This is a genomic window from Kitasatospora purpeofusca (genome assembly GCF_034043715.1).
Taxonomy (GTDB): domain Bacteria; phylum Actinomycetota; class Actinomycetes; order Streptomycetales; family Streptomycetaceae; genus Kitasatospora; species Kitasatospora purpeofusca_A.
Genome location: NZ_JAXCLC010000031.1, coordinates 25,751 through 44,046, shown reverse-complemented (window position 1 = coordinate 44,046; position 18,296 = coordinate 25,751). Strand labels below are relative to the sequence as shown.

Below are 18,296 nucleotides of genomic sequence, written 5' to 3'. Positions count from 1 at the left end.
GCAACGAGGGTTGCACATGCTGGCAACACGGTTCTAGCATCGGCGCCGGACGAAGGTCAACGACAGCCGCCCGCCGCACGCGGGTCAGCCAGGCTCGCCGCAGCACCCCCACCCCGGCCGGGCCGCAGTACTCCGAGGAGCCCAGCAGATGCCACGCCAGGACGCCGCCGCGAGCGAGGCCACCCCGTCGCCCGGCGATCCGACGGCCGCACCGCCCCGCACACCGGCCGCCCCGGAACCTTCCCCGCCTCCGACGCCCTCCCCCACACCGACCCCGACACCGACCCCGCCCCGGGCACTCCCCGCGCCCCAGGCATCGACGGCCGCCACGCCCACCCCACCCCCCACCCCCCTGGCCGTCTGCGTGGGCGAGTCGATGGCCGTGCTCCTCCCCGACCGCGCGGGCCCGCTGGAGTCCGTGGAGAACTTCCGGCTCTCCGTCGGCGGCGCCGAATCCAATGTGGCCGGCGCCCTGGCCGCCCTGGGCGTGCCGAGCGCCTGGATCAGCCGGGTCGGTGACGACGGCTTCGGCCGCCGCCTCCTCGGCGAACTGACCGCCCGAGGCGTGGACGTCTCAGCCGTCGCGGTCGACCCGCACCGCCCGACCGGCGTCTACCTCAAGGAGGTCGGCGGCACCACCGGCGACCGCCACGACCTCGGCCCGGGGCGGAGCCGGCTGCACTACCACCGGCGCGGTTCGGCCGCCGCCGCACTCTCCCCCGAGCTGCTGAACGACCCGACGGCCGCCCGCCTGCTGACCGGTGCCCGGTTGCTCCATCTGTCCGGCATCACCGCCGCACTCTCCGACGACTGCCTCGCCCTACTCCGCGCACTGCTGGCGGAGCGCCGCTCCGACCGACTGGTCAGCTTCGACCTCAACTGGCGCCCGGCGCTCTGGCGCGACCGTGACCTCTCGGTGCTGCCGCCCCTCCTCGACGCGGCCGACCTGCTCCTGCTCGGCGCCGACGAGGCCGAGGCCGCCTTCGGCACCGGGGAGCCGCACGCCCTGCGCCGCCTCTTCCCGTCGCCCGCCACCGTTGTGGTCAAGGACGAGGCCCGGCTGGTCACCGCGATCGGGCGCGACGGCACGACCGTCGCCGAACCGGCGCTGACGGTCGAGGTGGTCGAGGCGACCGGCGCGGGTGACGCCTTCGCCGCCGGCTACCTGGCCGGCACCGTGCGCGGCCTCGACCAGCGGCGCCGCCTGCGGCTGGGCCATCTGAGCGCGGCCTGCGCGCTGACCACCCCCGGGGACCAGGCCGAGCTGCCGCCCGACTCGGTGGTCGACGCCCTGCTCGACGCCTCACCCGAGGCCTGGGCGGCCACCCGGGTGTCGGCGGATGGCATCGTGTCCCCTGCTCTCCCCGCAGCACCCACCAGCATGTACGCCTCCCCCACCGACCTGCCCTCCCCGCCCCTCATCGACCTGCCCTCCCCCGCCCCCACACACGCCTCCCCCACCCACCGCTCCGCACCCGTCGCACCGGGGGGCGGTGCGCCCGACCCTCGACCGGCCGCCACCCCGGCCCTTGGAGCGCCATGAGCCAGACCGTCACCCGCGCCCTGCGCATCCTCGCCGAACTGGGCGAGGGCGAGCGCTCCCTGGACCAGTTGGCCGAGGTCCTCGGTGTGCACAAGACGACCGTGCTCCGGCTGCTCCAGAGCCTCGAAGAGGAACGATTCGTCTACCGCGACGCCGGATACCGCTACCACCTCGGCGCCGGCCTGTTCGCGCTATCGGGGCTCGCCCTGGAACAGCGCGGGATCCGCCGGATCGCCGCGCCGCACCTCGCCGAACTGAACGCCGGCACCGGCCAGACGGTGCACCTGGCCGCGTACGAGGGTGGCGAGGTGGTCTACATCGACAAGTACGACTCCCGGCACCCGGTGCGGATGTACTCGCGAATCGGCCTCCGGGCCGCCCTGCACAGCGCCGCGGTGTCCAAGGTGCTGCTCGCCGACCTGCCCACGCCCGAACGGCGGCGGGTGGTGGCCGGCATCGACTTCACCCCGCACACCGCGCGCACCCTCACCACGCCCGAGGCGCTGCTGGCCGAGCTGGAGAAGGTCGCCGCCCAGGGCTGGGCACAGGACCACGCCGAGCACGAGGCGTTCATCAACTGCGTGGCCGCGCCGATCCGCGACGCCAGCGGCCGAGTGGTCGCCGCCGCCTCGATCTCCGTGCCGGACGTCGTGCTCCCCTACGAGCAGGTGATGGAGCTACTGCCCCAACTGCTCGCCACCGCACGGGCGATCTCCGCCGACTGCGGCCAGCCCCCGCGCCACTGACCAGCCCCTACCACTTCACCGCCTCACCCCCTCACCATCACGACCGCCTTTCCCCCCGACGAAGTGAGCACGCATGAGCGTCCAGCACGGCAAGACCGAGATCCGTACCGACGGCGCCCCCGCCCCGGCGTGGATGTTCTCCCAGGGCGTCCGCAAGGGCCCCATCCTCCAGGTGTCCGGCCAGGGCCCGCAGGACCCGGCCACCGGCAAGTACCTCCACCACGGCGACGTGAAGGCGCAGACCCGCCGCACGCTGGAGAACGTCAAGGCGATCGTCGAAGCGGGCGGCGCGACCGTCGAGGACGTGGTGATGTTCCGCGTGTACCTCACCAAGCGCGCCGACTTCCCGCTGATGAACGAGGTCTACGCCGCGTTCATCGAGGAGAACATCCCGCCGGGCGGCGTGAAGCCCTGCCGGACCACGATCTTCTGCGAGCTCCCGCAGGAGCCGATGCTGGTGGAGATCGACGCCCAGGCGGTCGTCGCCTGACCCGCACCCACCATCCGTACCAGAGGGGCCCCGACTCCGCGTCGGGGCCCTTCACGCATGTCCGGCCCCGGCCCGGCGACGACACCTTGCCGTCGCCGCCTCAGGTCATTAGGTTAGGCTCACCTAACTACATCCTCAGCTCGTCCGCCGGAGGTCCCGATCCCATGAGCCCGCACCCGCAGCACGATGCCGGGAGTCCCGAGCCCACCGCCGCCGAACGGATCGGCAGCCTGCTGACGGCCACCTCCTCCGTGGTCCTCCGCGTCGGCGGCGAGCGCCACGAACTCTCCACCCCCGTCTCGGTGCACGGCTCCCGGCTCCGGCTGCGCGCGCCGCTCGACTCCCCGGTGACCTCCGCCGCCGCGCGCGAGCAGGACGGACTCGCCGTCGTGCTCGACCTCACCGACATCGCCCCGGTGGCCGTCCGCGACCGGGTCCGCGGGCGTCTCACCCTGGCCGGCCGGCTCCACCTCGCCCACCTCGCCGACGACGGCCTCAGCGTGCACCTCCGCCTGGACGTCGCGCACGCCGTGCTCTCGACCCCGTACGGCACCACCGCGATCACCGACGCCGACCTCGCGGCGGCCACCCCGGACCCGCTGGCCCGGTACGAGGCCGGACTGCTCACCCACCTCGCCGACGACCACGCCGACGCGCTGGCCGTGCTCACCCGGCTGCTCGACCCGGCACTGCTCGCCGACCGTCCGGACATCCGCCCGCTCGCCCTCGACCGGTACGGCCTGGTGCTCCGCCTGGACCAACCGCACGGCCATCGCGACGTCCGCCTGGTCTTCCTCGAACCGGCCCGCGACGCCGACGAGTTCGGCCACCGGGTGCACCAACTGCTGTCCGCCGCCGAGCAGGAGCCGGCCGTCCACCGGTCCTGAATCCATCGGCAGCCGAGCCGGCCATCCCCACATCAGCCCGAACCAGCCGGTCCCCCACCATCACTGACTCCTGATCAGCTCTCCCCCGACCAGCTCCGCCGACCAACTCCGCCGACCAACTCCGCCCCCCGATACGACGACGGCCGGCCCGGCCCACGAGAGTGATCTCGCGAGCCGGGCCGGCCGGCAGGACGGGCGTGTCCCGCGCCCGTCGATCCACTGGGGTGCGGCGTCCACCCGGTCGAGCGGTCACCCGACATGACCATCCCGGGAGGTCGTTTCGCCCCGCACCCAGCGGTGGCAGATGATCCGACCGAGGGTCAGATCGCGACGCCGTGCGCCCGCAGGTAGGCGATCGGGTCGATGTCCGAGCCGTACTCCGAGCCGGTGCGGATCTCGAAGTGCAGGTGCGGGCCGGTCACGTTGCCGGTGGCACCGGAGAGGCCGATCTGCTGGCCGGCGGTGACGGTCTGACCGATGGACACACCGATCGAGGACAGGTGCGCGTACTCGGCGTACTTGCCGTCGGCGAGCTTGATCTCGACCTCGTTGCCGTAGGCGCCGCCGTTGCCGGCCTTCACCACGGTGCCGGCCGCGACAGCGCGCAGCGGGGTGCCGGTGGCAGCGACGAAGTCCGCGCCGGTGTGGTGGCCGGAGGCCCACATCGAGCCGGCCACGCCGTAGGCGGTGCCGAGCTTCGGGTTGGCCAGCGGGGCGAAGAAGCCGGAGGTGGCGGCGGCCGGCTTCGCGACCGGGGCGACGACGGCCTGGACGGCGGGCTGAACCGCGGGCTTGGCGACAGGCTTGGCGGCGGGCTTCACAGCCGGAGCGGCCGGAGCGGCCGGCTTCACCGAGTCCTGGGAGGTCTGCGCCTTGGCAGCGGGGGCGGCCGGCTTGGCAGCCTGCGCCGGGGCGGCCGGCTTGGCAGCCTGAGCCGGGGCGGCGGGCTTGGCGGCCTCGGCGGCCTTGGCGCCGAGCGCGAGCTGCTGACCCGGGTAGATGAGGTTCGGGTCGGCGCCGATGACCGAGCGGTTGTGCTCGAACAGCGCCTTCCAGCCACCCTCGACGTTCTTCGCGTCGGCGATCTTCGACAGGGTGTCCCCGCCGACGACCTTGTAGTCGACCGGGGCGGCCGGAGCGGCCTCGGCGGCGGGAGCGGCCGGGGCGGCCGGAGCGTTCTCGGCGGCGGCCGGAGCGGCATCGACGCTGGTGGCGCCGGTCCAGGTGCTGCTCTGCTGGGCGTGGCCGGCGGCCGGGGCCTCGTGCGCCTGGGCGGTGACGGTGGTCACCAGCGGGAGGGCGAAGGCGGCGCCGGTGACGGCGGTGGCGATGCCGATGCGGACGGCGCGGGGCATGGCGATACGACGAGCCTGTGCGGGCATGGAAGCTGTCCTCTCCGACGCCTGCGAGGTGAGCTGTCGGGTTCGGGCTGGAGTTGCCCGGCCGTAGAGAAATACGGCTTCACCCCAAGCCGGACCGTCAATTCGGGTCCGGCGACTTACCTGTGGGTCCCCCGCTCCTGCCGTACAGAGTTCGTTGCGAACCACCGGGCAGCGGCAGGACTAGGCGTTCCACCCGGTGGCCACCCGGGCTGACGCCGGGCGGTCGCTGAACTAAAACCCATCCGTTCGGGTGAAGCAATGTCGATCTCCGAAACCCGGGACCAAAGTCCGGAACACCGTGACGCTCCGCATGAGGGGCATGCACAGTACGCACACAATCCATTCACTGCGCGCACGTGATCCACCACCCTCCGCCGATGTCGACATCAGTGCGCACACGATCACTCACGGAACGGACATCTCCGACACACCCCCGGTGACCCTTGTCACTTCGGCCCCGGGAGCCCCACCATGGGCCGTGACCACCACCCATGCCGGCACTCTGCGGTTGAGCACCGCCCAGGGACGCTGGGTACTTCTGGCGACGGTGCTCGGCTCCAGCATGGCGATGCTCGACGGAACCGTCGTGAACGTCGCCCTGCCGCGGATCGGCACCGATCTCGGCGCCCAACTCGACGCCCTGCAATGGACGCTCAACGCCTATCTGCTCACCCTGGCGGGTCTGATCCTGCTCGGCGGCGCGCTCGGCGACCGGTACGGGCGGCGCCGGATCTTCCTGCTGGGCGTGGTCTGGTTCGCCGCCGCGTCGGCCGCCTGCGCCGCCGCGCCGACCATCGAGGTGCTGATCGCAGCCCGCGCCGTGCAGGGCGTCGGCGGGGCGCTGCTCACCCCGGGCTCACTGGCGATGCTCCAGGCGGTGTTCCATCCGGACGACCGCTCGGCCGCGGTCGGCCTCTGGTCCGGTTTCGGCGGGGTGTCGGCGGCGGTCGGCCCCTTCCTCGGCGGCTGGCTCGTGGACGGCCCGGGCTGGCGCTGGATCTTCCTGCTGAACCTGCCGCTGGCCGCGATGGTGATCGCGGTGGCCGCCCGGCACGTCCCGGAGAGCCGGGACGAGAGCTCGACCGGGCGCTTCGACGTGCTCGGCGCGGTGCTGGCCGCCCTCACGCTCGGCTCGATCACCTACGCGCTGACCGCCGCCGGGAACGGCCTCTCCGCCACGGTCTGGGTCACCGGCGCGGCCGGCCTCCTGCTCGGCGCCGCCTTCGTCGTGGTCGAGCGCCGCACCCCGGAGCCGATGCTGCCGCTGGGCCTGTTCTCCTCACGGCTGTTCACCGCCGTCAACCTGGTCACGCTCGCCGTGTACGCGGCGTTCAGCGGGGTGTTCTTCCTCCTGGTCGTCCAACTGCAGATCGTCTCCGGCTTCTCCCCGCTGGTCTCCGGACTGGCCCTGGTGCCGATCACCGTGATCATGCTGGCGCTCTCCGCCCGCGCGGGCCGGCTGGGCAAACGGATCGGCCCGCGACTGCCGCTCACCGTCGGCCCGCTGCTGTGCGCGGCGGGCGTGCTGCTGATGCTGCGGATCGGGCCCGACGCCTCCTACTGGGCGGACGTGCTGCCCGCCGTCGCGGTGATGGGGAGCGGGATGGTGCTGCTGGTCGCACCGCTGACCGCGACCGTGCTGGCGGCGGTCGAGGTGCGGCACGCGGGCATCGCGAGCGGGGTCAACAACGCGGCGGCCCGGGCGGCCGGTCTGCTGGCGGTCGCCGCACTGCCCTCGCTGGCCGGTCTGAGCGGCGACGCCTACCGGGTGCCGGCGGCGGTCGACTCCGCCTTCCACACCGCGATGCTGATCTGCGCCGGGCTGCTCGTGGCGGGCGGACTCACGGCCCTGGCCACCGTCCACGGCAACATCCTGGCCCCGGAGGACCACCACCCGGTGGCCGAACCGGACTGCCGCTACGCCTGCGGCACCAACGCCCCACCCCTCGACCCGGGCCACCCCGCCCCGGAACAGGGCTGAGCCGCCCCACCACCGACCAGAACCCCCCACCGGCGACCACCATCGACCAGAACCCCACCGGCGACCGCCACCGACCGGAATCAGGCCCGCGACCACCCGCAACCACCCCCGGACACGCCGAGGGCCCCGCCGCCTCGACGGCGACGGGGCCCGGCAACCGGGGTCGGGCGACCGTCAGAGGATGTCGCCCGGCGCGTACTTGGCGGCCTCCGGGTACGCGGCCGCGACGGCCTCGACCTGGCGGACGACCTCGGCGATCTGGGCGCCGGCCGCACCGGTGAAGGACAGCCGGTCGGCCAGCAGCGCGTCCAGCCCGGCCCGGTCCAGCGGGATCCGGTCATCGTTCGCGAGCCGGTCCAGCAGCTCGTTCTCCCGGGCCCCGGCCCGCATCGCGAGCGCCGAGGCGACGGCGTGCTCCTTGATGACCTCGTGCCCGGTCTCCCGGCCGACGCCCGCGCGCACCGCGCCCATCAGCACCTTGGTGGTGGCCAGGAACGGCAGGTAGCGGTCCAGCTCGGTCTCGACCACGGCCGGGAAGGCGCCGAACTCGTCGAGGACGGTCAGGAAGGTCTCCAGCAGACCGTCGAAGGCGAAGAAGGCGTCCGGCAGCGCGACCCGGCGGACCACCGAGCAGGAGACGTCGCCCTCGTTCCACTGGTCGCCGGCCAGCTCGCCGGTCATCGACGCGTAGCCGCGCAGGATCACGGCCAGGCCGTTGACGCGCTCGCAGGAGCGGGTGTTCATCTTGTGCGGCATCGCGGAGGAGCCGACCTGGCCCTCCTTGAAGCCCTCGGTCACGAGCTCGTGGCCGGCCATCAGACGGATGGTCTTGGCCAGGCTGGACGGCGCGGCGGCCAGCTGGACGAGAGCGGTCAGCACCTCGAAGTCCAGCGAGCGCGGGTAGACCTGGCCGACGCTGATCAGCACGTTGTCGAAGCCGAGGTGGCCGGCGACCCGGCGCTCCAGCTCGGCGAGCTTCTCGGTGTCGCCGCCGAGCAGGTCCAGCATGTCCTGGGCGGTACCGACCGGGCCCTTGATCCCGCGCAGCGGGTAGCGGGCGATCAGCTCCTCCAGCCGGCGGAAGGCGACCAGCAGCTCGTCCGCGACCGACGCGAAGCGCTTGCCGAGGGTGGTGGCCTGCGCGGCCACGTTGTGCGAGCGGCCGGCCATGACCAGCTCGGCGTGCTCGGCGGAGAGCCGGCCCAGGCGGACCAGCACGGCGACCGTGCGGTCGCGCACGTGCTCCAGGGACTGCCGGATCTGCAACTGCTCGACGTTCTCGGTCAGATCCCGGGAGGTCATGCCCTTGTGGATCTGCTCGTGGCCGGCGAGGTCGCTGAACTCCTCGATCCGGGCCTTCACGTCGTGCCGGGTGACCCGCTCACGGGCGGCGATGGAGGCGAGGTCGACCTGGTCGATCACCCGCTCGTAGTCGGCGACGGCGGTGGCGGGCACCTCGACGCCGAGGTCCTGCTGGGCCTTCAGGACGGCGAGCCACAGGTGGCGCTCGAGGACCACCTTGTGCTCGGGGGACCACAGCTGGGCCAGGGTCGCCGAGGCGTACCGGGAGGCCAGGACATTGGGGATCTGGGGCTTCGCGCTCACGCTTCGCAAGCCTAACAGCCGAGGTCAGCCGGAACTGCGCCGGATCGGCCCAGCGCGACACGCGGACGGCGGGGGCAGCCGGCGAACACCCGGAACACCCGTGCGGAGCCCCGGACGGGGCCCCCGGACGGGGGCCGGTCCTACTGCCGTCCGCTGAGCACCGGGAGCACCTGGAGGCAGATCGAGTGCAGCGCGCCGCGCTGCTCGTCGTTGAGGGTCTCGAAGGACTGGTGGGTGCGGCTCATCTCGCCACGGACCAGCGCCAGGATCTCCCGGCCCTGTTCGCTGATGACCACGATCTTGACCCGTCGGTCCCCCGCCGAGGCCTCCCGGCGGGCCAGGCCCAGGGCCTCCAGGCGGTCGACGATCCCGGTCACGTTGGAGGCGTCGCAGCCGAGCCGCCCGGCCAGCGCGCGCATCGGCACCGGCTCCTGGACGGCGCCGAGCGCCTTGGCCTGCGAGGAGGAGAGACCGTGCCTGGCGGCGGCGGCCGCGAAGTCCTGGAAGTACGCGGCACCGACGGCGGCCAGCGCCTCCATCAGCTCGGCGTTGGTCGGTACGGTCGTGGTCGCTGTGGAACCCATGAGGTCAGCCTACGACCGAGTGCTTCAGTAACTCAAGCTTTGATCACAGCAAAGATCCGGCAGTCAACCGCCGCACCCGACAGCCGGCCGGAAACGCCCGACCCCCCGACCGCCGCCCGAGCCCTCGGAGCCCGAACCCTCGGAGCCCGGACCCTCAGAGCACCAGCTGGTCGAACAGCCGGCGCAGCTCGGCCTCCGGGTCCGAGGTCAGCCCGGTGTGCACCGGCCCCGGCTGGACCACCGCGCTGCGCGGCGCGGTCAGCCAGCGGAACCGCTGCCCCGGATTGTCCGACGCCGCCGGACCGGCCTGCGGTCCGCCCTCGCAGACCGCTTCGATCCCCTGCAGCGCCCGCCGCACCCCGGACACGTCGGCCACCGGGTCCAGCGCCAGCAGCCGCGCCTGGTCCAGATGGGTCCGGGCGGCCAGGTGGGCGGTCTGCCGGCAGTACAGCAGCACGCCCACGTTGACGCACTCACCGCGCTCCACCCGGGGCACCGCCCGGATCACCGCGTACTCGTAGTCGTGCAACTCGGCGACGGCCGGCAGGGCCGACCGGATCGACTCGGTCATGCGGACACCTCCGGCAGCCAGTCGCGCGGACCGGCCAGTCGCCCGGTCAGCTGGGCGCGGTACGCCGCGCGCACCGCCTCGGGCGAGTCGAAGCCGGGCTCGTCCACCAGCCAGACGTCCGGGATCAGCGCCACCGCCTCCTCGATCGCCGCCTCGGCCAGCGGCGCGAGTGCCTTGTCGGCGGCCGGCAGGTCCGGCTCGGCGCGCAGCAGCGCGTGGTCGGAGGCGTCGTACGGCCGGCGGATCCAGGCGGCGGCACCGGCCCAGTGGTGGTGGAAGATCAGGCTCGCGCCGTGGTCGATGAGCCGCAGTCCACCGGTGGCGACCAGCAGGTTGGGGTTGCGCCAGGAGCGGTCGACGTTGCCGATGAGGGCGTCGAACCAGAGCACCTGCCCGGCCAGCCCGGCGTCCACCTCGAAGCAGAGCGGGTCGAAGTTGAGCGCGCCGCTGACGAAGGCCATCCCCAGGTTGAGCCCGCCGCTGGCGCGCATCTGGTCCTGGATCTGCGGGTCCGGCTCGCTGCGGGCCAGCACCGGATCGAGATCGACGGTCACCAGCTCGGGCACCGGCAGGCCGAGCCGCCGGCCGAGTTCCCCGGCCAGCACCTCCGCCACCAGCGCCTTGCGGCCCTGTGCCGCGCCGACCCATTTCAGCGCGTACAGCCGCCGGTCGTCGGCCTCGACCAGGCCCGGCATCGAGCCGCCTTCTCGCAGTGGCGTCACATATCGGACCGCCGTCACCTCGGGGAGCACGGCCGACAGCCTATCGGGCATATGCACGGGGCGGGTGTCGCCCGGCCCGCCCGACCGCCCGGGTCGCCCGCCCGACCACCCGGGTCGCCCGCCCGCCGGCCCGCTCGCCCACCCGCCGGCCCGCTCGCCCACCCGGGTCGCTGGCCCGCCCGGGTCGCTCCGGTGGCAGACCCCGCCACTCCGTGCGAGCGTGGCGGACAGTAGCCGGGGCACGCTACGGCCACGACCCGCAACCGGCCACGACCCGCATCGGCCATGACCCGCACCACCGCACTCGCACCGCCGCGTCCGCACCGCCACCTCCGCGCCCACCCGGCCGCGCCGTGGCGGAACGGCCCTCGGCGCCACGATCCGCGGCGGAACGACCTGCACTGTGAGGGACGCACGATGGAACGAGCCAGGATCCTGATCGTGGGCGGCGGCTTCGCCGGACTGGAGTGCGCGCGCCGGCTGGAGCGCAAGCTCTCGCCGGCGGAGGCGGAGATCTCCCTGGTCACCCCGTTCAGCTACCAGCTCTATCTGCCGCTGCTGCCGCACGTGGCGGCAGGCGTGCTCACACCGCAGTCGGTGGCCGTCTCGCTGCGGCGCTCGCTGCGCCGCACCCACATCGTCCCCGGCGGCGCGATCGGGGTGGACCCGGCCGCCAAGGTCTGCGTGGTGCGCAAGATCACCGACGAGGTGGTGGCGCAGAAGTACGACTACCTGGTGCTGGCCCCCGGCAGCGTCACCCGCACCTTCGACATCCCCGGGCTGACCGACTACGCGCGCGGCATGAAGACCCTCGCCGAGGCGGCGTACGTCCGCGACCATGTGATCGCCCAACTGGACCTCGCCTCGGCCACCCCGGACCAGCGGGAGCGCGAGTCCCGGCTCCAGTTCGTGGTGGTCGGCGGCGGCTACGCCGGCACCGAGACCGCCGCCTGCCTCCAGCGCCTCACCACGGCCGCCGCCCACCGCTACCCGAGGCTGGACGCCCGGCAGATCAAGTGGCACCTCATCGACATCGCGCCCAAGCTGATGCCCGAGCTCGGCGACGCCCTCGGCACCGCCGCCCTGGAGGTACTGCGCGAGCGCGGCATCGAGGTCTCGCTGGGCGTGTCGGTGGCCGAGGTCGGCGCCGAGTCGGTGAAGTTCACCGACGGCCGGGTACTTCCCTGCCGGACCCTGATCTGGACGGCCGGCGTCGCCGCGAGCCCGCTGATCGCCACCCTGGACGCGGAGACGGTGCGCGGGCGGATCGCGGTGACGGCGGAGATGCGGGTGCCCCCGTTCGAGGGCGTGTTCGCGCTCGGCGACGCCGCCGCCGTCCCCGACCTCGCCAAGGGTGACGGCGCGATGTGCCCGCCGACCGCCCAGCACTCGGCCCGCCAGGGCCGGGTGGTGGCCAACAACGTGATCGCCGCGCTCCGCCACCAGCCGCTGGAGCCCTACTACCACAAGGACCTGGGCCTGGTGGTGGACCTGGGCGGCAAGGACGCCGTCTCCAAGCCGGTCGGGGTGGAGTTGCGCGGCGTGCCCGCGCAACTGGTGGCGCGCGGCTACCACCTGATGGCGATGCGCACCAATGTCGCCAAGTTCCGGGTCGGTGCGAACTGGCTGCTCAACGCGACGGCCGGCGACGACTTCGTGCGCACCGGGTTCCTCGCCCGCCAGCCCGCCCGGCTCCGTGACTTCGAGTACACCGACGCCTACCTGACGCGGGACCAGGTGAAGGAGCACACCCAGGCGCTGCTCGCCAAGGGCTGAGGGGACGAGGAGTCGCCCTGCCCCGCCGCACGGGCGAGGGACAGGGCGACGTCCCGTTCCGGCGGCTACTTCGCCGTCAGGTACATCCCGCTCTCGTCCTGTCCGGCGGTGTTGCGGCATCCCCAGTCGCCGCTCGTCCGCCCGTACAGCAGGGTCAGGCAGCGCCCGAGCGCCTGCTGCGCGTAGTAGTTGGGGTGCAGCGACTCCTGGAGAGTGCCCTGCGAGGTGTTAAGCCCGCCGTCCAGGAACCGCGCCCACTCGCTGGTGGTCGCGGACGGCGCGCTGGTCGAGCCGGCCTGTCGGGTCGCCCTGGAGCAGACCTCACGGCCCTGGAGCATGTCGCTCAGGTCCAGGAACTGCACGCCCTTGGCCTTGGCGACCCCGGCGAGCGCCCGGGAGATCTGCGGCACCAGCGAGTCCCGCGCCCAGTCCGCGTCGCCGTTCCAGAGCGGACAGCCGCCGGTGTCCGAGCGGCTCCAACCGCTCTCGGGGTAGCGGATCTCGGCGGCGCGCGGGATCGGCGAGGGGTAGGACTGGAGCACGATCCGGTAGTCCCCGGCCGCGTACCCGGCGCCCGCCATCACGGCGCGGATCTCGTCGAGCGCCTTGCCGACTCCGGCCATCGCGGCCGGCATCCGGCCGTCGACCGCGTTCTGCTGGTCGTCGTTGCAGTAGGAGTACCAGACGAGGTAGTCCTGGACGCAGGTCGAGATCACGTCGCCGAAGCCGAGGTCGTTGCCGCCGATCGACAGGGTGACCAGCTTGACGTTGTTCTGCCGGGCCACGGCGGCGAGCTGGTCGGCCTGCGGGGCCTCGCCCTTGAACGACTGCCCGCCGTTGGCGGCGCGGAAGACGTTGGCGGCGACGGCGCCCGAGCAGGCCAGGTTGATCTGGGTCTGGGCCACGCTCGGCGCGCTGCGCACCTCGGCCACGTCCGAGCGGTCGCACCCGCTCGCGTAGGTGGCGCCGTAGATCCGGCTCGGGTCGTAGCCGCTGCCGGTCCAGGCCCGGTCGGTGCCGGCCCGGTTGCCGCCGCTGGTGACGGAGTTGCCCTTCCAGCGGCCGGCCTCGCCGGAGATGTAGCTGTCGCCGAGGCTGACGCTGGCGGTCGGGCCGCTCGGGGTGGCGGCCCGGGCCGGGGCGGCGGTTCCCGCCACCAGTCCGGTGGCGGCGAGCGGCAGGGCGAGCGCGGCGGCGAGCAGCCGTCCGCGCCACCGGGCGGTGGTGCGGTAAATGCTCGAACGGTTTTCGGGCACGACGGAACTCCAACGATCGGTCTCGCCCGCAGGTGGGGGCGGGGAGACACGGGGTGAGGGTAGGCCGCCGGCCGGTGGCGCGATGAACATGACACGCCCACGCTTGTTACCGCTAGGTATCTGCAGTGAATTTCTCGGCTTGTTACCAATCGGTACTGATCGGCTCGGATCATTTTTACTCAGCAATGGCTGTGCCAATTTCGATTCGATCCGGATCGAATCGAAATTGGCACAGCCATTGACCTGGAATAAAGGGCCGTTCCATTCCCCCGGGTGGAGCCGGGCCGAATCGGATCAGCCTCAGATCGACCGCGACGGCGCCGCGTCCGCCCCCGCCCCCGTGATCCCGTGCCATCCGCTCAGCACGGACGCCAGGTCCTCCGCCAGCCGCCCGGCGTCGGCCGGGTCCAGCTGCGCGACCGTGACCCGCAGCCCGGGCGGCGACTGGAGCCGGTAGCGCGCGCCCGGCGCCACGACCCAGCCGCGCTGCACCAGGGCGGCGAGTGCGACGGCCTCGTCCGGCACCGGCACCCAGACGTTCAGCCCGCTCGCCCCGTGCGCCGCGACGCCGCGCGCGGCCAGCTCGCCGATCAGCGCCTCCCGGCGCGACCGGTAGGCGCCGGCCACCCGCCCCACCGGCGCGGCGTCCGTGCGCCACAGCTCGGCCACCGTGTGCTGGAGCAGATGGCTGACCCACCCGGCCCCCAGCCGCTGGCGCCCGAGCACCCGTCCGACGGTGTCCTCGTCCCCCACCGCGACCGAGAGCCGCAGGTCCGGCCCGTAGGCCTTGGCCGCCGAGCGCACCACCGCCCAGTGCCGCGAGCCCGCGCCGGCCAGCGGGCGGTAGGGCTGATCGACGATGCCGTGGCCGTGGTCGTCCTCGATCAGCAGCACGTCCGGGCGGGCCGACAGGACGGCGCGCAGCTCCTCGGCCCGCGCGGCGGTGACCGCGGCGCCGGTCGGGTTCTGCGCCCGGCTGGTGACGACCACCGCCCGGGCGCCGCCGTCCAGCGCCTCGGCGAGCGCTCCCGGCAGCGGGCCCGCGTCGTCGAGCCGGACCGGCGCCGCGCGCAGGCCGAGCGCCGCCAGCAGGTCCAGCAGGCTGCCCCAGCCCGGATCCTCGACGGCGACGGCGTCACCGGGGCGCAGCCGGGTGACCAGGATCCGCTCGATGGTGTCCAGCGAGCCGGAGGCGACGGCGATCGGCCCGGGGGGCAGGCCGTCCGCGGCGAAGGCCGCGCCGGCCAGGGCGAGCAGTCCGCGGTCGGCGGCCGGGTCGCCGTAGCGGACCGGTTCGCGGCGGGCGGCCTCGGCGGCGGCCGCGAGGGCCGGGGTGAGGTCGGGCAGCAGCGCCGGGTCGGGGTTGCCGTGGGAGAGGTCGCGGGCGTGCGCCGGGACGGCCAGCCGGATCTCGTCGCGCGGGGTGTGGGCGGGGCGCGGACGGATCCGGCTGCCCTTGCGGCCGGCGGTCTCGATCACTCCCCGGTCGCGGAGCAGCCGGTAGGCGGCGGCCACGGTGTTGGGGTTGACGCCGAGTTCGGCCGCGAGGTCGCGCAGCGGCGGCAACGGCGTCCCGGGGGCGAGCTGTCCGCCGCTGACGCCCCGCTCGATCTCGGCCGCGATCTCGCTGGCTCGCCGACCGGTGATCCGATAGTCTCCTAGCACAAAACAGAGTATGCACTAGTACATAGAGGTTGTCATGTCGACCGTACCGGACAGCGACACGTCCTACGCCCGCACCCCGCGCACCACCCCCACCCGCTACAAGGACCGGGCCACCTGGGAGCGGGAGGCGATCCACGCGGTCCTGGACGCCACCTACCTCTGCCACCTCGGCTTCGTCGTCGACGGCGCGCCGGTCGTACTGCCCACCATCTACGCCCGGGTCGGCGACCGCCTCTACGTGCACGGTTCCACGGGCAGCCGGCCGCTGCGCGGCGCCCGGGGCGAGCAGGGTCTGCCGGTCTGCGTCACCGTCACGCTGGTCGACGCACTGGTGCTGACCAAGTCGGCGTTCAACCACTCGGTCAACTTCCGCTCGGTGGTGGCGCACGGCACCGCGCACCAGGTCACCGACCCCGAGGAGCTGGGCATCGCGCTGGACGCCCTGGTCGACCAGGTCGTGCCCGGCCGCTCCGCCGAGGTCCGCCCCGCCAACGCCAAGGAACTCGCCGCCACCGCGGTGATCCGGCTCGACCTCGACGAGGTCTCCGCCAAGAGCCGGGCCGACCTCGCCGACGACGACGCCGAGGACCTCGACCTGCCGTACTGGGCCGGCCTGGTCCCGGTCACCAGCGGCTACGGCACGCCCCGGCCGGACGCCTCCACCACCGTGCCGCTCCCCGCGAACCTGCGCGCACTCACCGCTCCGAACCCCGACCCCGCCACCGCCACCGAGCCCGACCCGGCTCCCGCCCCCCACCTCGCCCCCGAGCCGAGGAACGGCGGCGACGACTCCACCCACTCCGCCGGCTGACCGGAGGCCCCGATGCTGATCCGCTCCTGGGACCGGGGCGACGAAGCCGAATGGCGCGCCTGGCTCGCCGAAGGCCGCGACTTCGGCCTGCTCGCCGCCAACGGCGGACCGGGCCACGGCCCGGTGCTCGTCCCCACCCACTTCCTGCTGGACGCCGACCGCGGCGAGATCCTGCTCCACCTCGCCGCCCCCAACCCCCTGCTCGCGGCCGTCCGGGCCGACCCGGAGGTCACCCTCGCGGTCACCGACGACTACGCCTTCGCCCCCGGCCACTGGCGCGGCGAGCCCGGCACACCGACCAGCTACTACGCCTCGGTGCACTTCCACGCCACCGCGTCACTCGTCACGGACCCGACCGGCAAGGCGGAGATCCTCAACCGCCAGCTGGCCCACTTCCAGCCGGAGCGCCCGGACGTCCGGGTCACCCCCGGCGAGGGGGAGTTCGCCCGGCTGCTCCCCGGCCTGACCGCGCTGCGCCTGACCGTCCGCGAGGTCCGCGCCAAGTTCAAGTACGACGACAAGAAGCCCGCCGCCGAGCAGTACGCGATGGCCGACCGGCTGGCCGAGCGGGACCGGGGCGCGGATGCCGGGGCCCGCGCCCAGCTGCTGCGCCGCAACGCCCGCCGCTCCGGCGTGATCCGCACGGCGCGCCCCGGCCCCGTCCCCCCGGACCGCGTCGGCAGTTGACGCCGCGTCACCCGTTCGGCCCATTCATCGAGGCGCCGGCACCCCGGCACTGGTCGAATGTGAGGCGAACCCTGCCCGCTCGGCCGCGCGGACGGGACCGTCGACCCGGGGAGCGTGCGTGTCAAGGACCCAGACCCATCCCGCATCCGGCGAGGCGCACCTCGGGCACGTCGTCTTCATCTCGGCCGCCGCCGCGATGGGCGGGTTCCTGTTCGGCTACGACAGCGCCGTGATCAACGGCGCGGTGACGGGCATCCAGAAGCACTTCGGGGTCGGCAACGGCACGACGGCCTTCGTGGTCGCGATCGCCCTGCTCGGCTCGGCGGTCGGGGCGGTCGTGGCCGGGCGGCTCGCCGACCACCTGGGCCGGGTGCGCACCATGCTGCTGGCCGCGGCCCTGTTCGCGGTCAGCGGCCTCGGCTCGATGTTCCCGCCGAACCTGGAGGTGCTCGCCGCCTGGCGGGTGCTCGGCGGCATGGCGATCGGCATCGCCTCGGTGATCGCGCCGACGTACATCGCCGAGGTCGCCCCGACCGCGTACCGGGGCCGGCTGGCCTCGTTCCAGCAGATGGCGATCGTGCTCGGCATCACCGTCTCCCAGCTCGCCAACTGGGCGCTCAACCAGGCCGCCGGCGGCGAGTCCACCGGCCACCTCGGCGGCATCCAGGCTTGGCAGTGGATGCTCGGCGTGGAGACGATCCCGGCCCTCGTCTACGGACTGATGGCGATGTCCATCCCGGAGTCGCCGCGCTATCTGATCGCCGACAACCGCGAGGAGCAGGCCCGCAAGGTGCTGCTGGAGGTCGAGGGCGAGGGCGTCGCCCTCGACGCCCGGGTGGCCGAGATCCGCGCGGTGCTGGCGTCCACCCACAAGCCCCGGCCCAAGGACCTGCTGGGCGGCCGGTTCGGGCTGCTGCCGATCGTCTGGGTCGGTATCGGCGCCTCGGTGTTCCAGCAGTTCGTCGGCATCAACGTGATCTTCTACTACTCGTCCTTCCTGTGGCAGTCGGTCGGTATCAACGAGTCGAACTCGCTGCTGATCAGCCTCTCCACCTCGATCGTCAACGTGATCGGCACTGTGCTCGCGATGGCCCTGGTCGACCGGATCGGCCGCAAGCCGCTCGCCCTGGCCGGATCGGCCGGGATGGCCGCCGCCCTGGCGACCGCCGCCTGGGCGTTCTCCTACCGGCACGGCACCGGCGACTCGGCCACCCTGGACGACACCCACGCCACGGTCGCGCTGGTCGCCGCGCACGTCTTCGTGTTCTGCTTCGCGTTCTCCTGGGGCGTGGTGGTCTGGGTGCTGCTCGGCGAGATGTTCCCCAACCGGATCCGCGCGCTCGCGCTGTCGGTCGCCGCCTCCGCCCAGTGGATCGCCAACTGGGCGATCACCGTCAGCTTCCCCGACCTCGCCGACTGGAACCTCTCGGCCACCTACGTCATCTACGCGGTCTTCGCCCTGCTCTCCATCCCGTTCGTGGCCTTCTGCATCAAGGAGACCAAGGGCCGCGCCCTGGAGGAGATGGGCTGACCGACCGCCCGCCCGACCGCCCGCCCGACCACCCGTCGGCCCGTCACCGACCGGCCCCG

At 73.5% G+C, this 18,296-nt stretch carries 15 protein-coding genes, 1 pseudogene and 1 riboswitch; of the genes and pseudogenes, 9 read left to right on the top strand and 7 right to left on the bottom strand.

Going from position 1 to position 18,296, the window contains the following annotated elements; genetic code table 11:
* Positions 1–148: 148 nt before the first annotated feature.
* From SM793_RS17845 to SM793_RS17830, 4 genes are all read left to right on the top strand, one after another.
* Positions 149–1,543 carry a sugar kinase gene (locus SM793_RS17845; RefSeq protein ID WP_320439181.1) on the top strand — a complete coding sequence of 465 codons (1,395 nt, stop codon included), beginning with the start codon at positions 149–151 and terminating at the stop codon, positions 1,541–1,543.
* Complete coding sequence (locus SM793_RS17840) at positions 1,540–2,289, top strand: IclR family transcriptional regulator (RefSeq protein ID WP_320439180.1); 750 nt, start codon at positions 1,540–1,542, stop codon at positions 2,287–2,289. The genes SM793_RS17845 and SM793_RS17840 overlap by 4 nt, the downstream gene beginning before the upstream one ends.
* A 73-nt stretch (positions 2,290–2,362) precedes the next feature.
* Complete coding sequence (locus SM793_RS17835) at positions 2,363–2,779, top strand: RidA family protein (RefSeq protein WP_320439179.1); 417 nt, start codon at positions 2,363–2,365, stop codon at positions 2,777–2,779.
* Between the two features lie 164 nt (positions 2,780–2,943).
* Entirely contained in the window at positions 2,944–3,666 is a 723-nt protein-coding gene (locus SM793_RS17830; RefSeq protein WP_320439178.1) for a DUF2470 domain-containing protein, read from the top strand.
* Positions 3,667–3,986: 320 nt separating this feature from the next.
* On the opposite strand, the gene SM793_RS17825 is transcribed toward SM793_RS17830, so the two are convergent.
* The gene (locus SM793_RS17825; protein ID WP_320439177.1) at positions 3,987–5,048 is read right to left on the bottom strand and encodes a LysM peptidoglycan-binding domain-containing M23 family metallopeptidase; all 1,062 of its coding nucleotides are present in this window, start codon (positions 5,046–5,048) and stop codon (positions 3,987–3,989) included.
* 3 nt (positions 5,049–5,051) lie between these two features.
* Positions 5,052–5,215: riboswitch (cyclic di-AMP (ydaO/yuaA leader) on the bottom strand.
* Between the two features lie 311 nt (positions 5,216–5,526).
* Between SM793_RS17825 and SM793_RS17820 the strand changes: the two genes are divergently transcribed.
* Positions 5,527–7,029, top strand: a complete 1,503-nt coding sequence (locus SM793_RS17820) for an MFS transporter (RefSeq protein WP_320439176.1) — start codon at positions 5,527–5,529, stop codon at positions 7,027–7,029.
* A 174-nt stretch (positions 7,030–7,203) separates the two neighbouring features.
* Here the strand turns inward: SM793_RS17820 and purB are convergent, their stop codons facing one another.
* The 4 genes from purB to SM793_RS17800 all read right to left on the bottom strand — a co-directional run bounded on the left by purB (position 7,204) and on the right by SM793_RS17800 (position 10,541).
* On the bottom strand, positions 7,204–8,643 hold the full coding sequence (gene purB / locus SM793_RS17815) for an adenylosuccinate lyase (RefSeq protein WP_320439175.1): 1,440 nt from the start codon (positions 8,641–8,643) through the stop codon (positions 7,204–7,206).
* Positions 8,644–8,774: 131 nt separating this feature from the next.
* The gene (locus SM793_RS17810; protein ID WP_320439174.1) at positions 8,775–9,218 is read right to left on the bottom strand and encodes a MarR family winged helix-turn-helix transcriptional regulator; all 444 of its coding nucleotides are present in this window, start codon (positions 9,216–9,218) and stop codon (positions 8,775–8,777) included.
* 154 nt (positions 9,219–9,372) lie between these two features.
* Entirely contained in the window at positions 9,373–9,789 is a 417-nt protein-coding gene (locus tag SM793_RS17805; RefSeq protein ID WP_320439173.1) for a DUF3037 domain-containing protein, read from the bottom strand.
* Positions 9,786–10,541 (bottom strand): HipA family kinase, encoded by a 756-nt coding sequence (locus SM793_RS17800; RefSeq protein WP_320439172.1) that lies wholly within the window; start codon positions 10,539–10,541, stop codon positions 9,786–9,788. Before SM793_RS17800 ends, SM793_RS17805 begins: the two co-directional genes overlap by 4 nt.
* A gap of 387 nt (positions 10,542–10,928) precedes the next feature.
* Here SM793_RS17800 and SM793_RS17795 point away from each other — a divergent pair, with 387 nt between their 5' ends.
* Complete coding sequence (locus tag SM793_RS17795; RefSeq protein ID WP_320439171.1) at positions 10,929–12,287, top strand: NAD(P)/FAD-dependent oxidoreductase; 1,359 nt, start codon at positions 10,929–10,931, stop codon at positions 12,285–12,287.
* Between the two features lie 65 nt (positions 12,288–12,352).
* On the opposite strand, the gene SM793_RS17790 is transcribed toward SM793_RS17795, so the two are convergent.
* Positions 12,353–13,543: a GDSL-type esterase/lipase family protein gene (locus SM793_RS17790; protein WP_320439170.1), complete on the bottom strand. Its 1,191-nt coding sequence runs from the start codon at positions 13,541–13,543 to the stop codon at positions 12,353–12,355.
* Positions 13,544–13,843: 300 nt separating this feature from the next.
* Entirely contained in the window at positions 13,844–15,208 is a 1,365-nt protein-coding gene (locus SM793_RS17785) for an aminotransferase class I/II-fold pyridoxal phosphate-dependent enzyme (RefSeq protein WP_320439169.1), read from the bottom strand.
* A 34-nt stretch (positions 15,209–15,242) separates the two neighbouring features.
* Between SM793_RS17785 and SM793_RS17780 the strand changes: the two are divergent.
* From SM793_RS17780 to SM793_RS17770, 3 genes and pseudogenes are all read left to right on the top strand, one after another.
* Positions 15,243–15,896, top strand: a pseudogene (locus SM793_RS17780) (pyridoxamine 5'-phosphate oxidase family protein); the annotation flags it as partial.
* A gap of 135 nt (positions 15,897–16,031) precedes the next feature.
* Positions 16,032–16,706 (top strand): FMN-binding negative transcriptional regulator, encoded by a 675-nt coding sequence (locus tag SM793_RS17775; RefSeq protein ID WP_320439167.1) that lies wholly within the window; start codon positions 16,032–16,034, stop codon positions 16,704–16,706.
* A gap of 118 nt (positions 16,707–16,824) precedes the next feature.
* Positions 16,825–18,237, top strand: a complete 1,413-nt coding sequence (locus tag SM793_RS17770) for a sugar porter family MFS transporter (protein ID WP_320439166.1) — start codon at positions 16,825–16,827, stop codon at positions 18,235–18,237.
* Positions 18,238–18,296 lie beyond the last annotated feature (59 nt).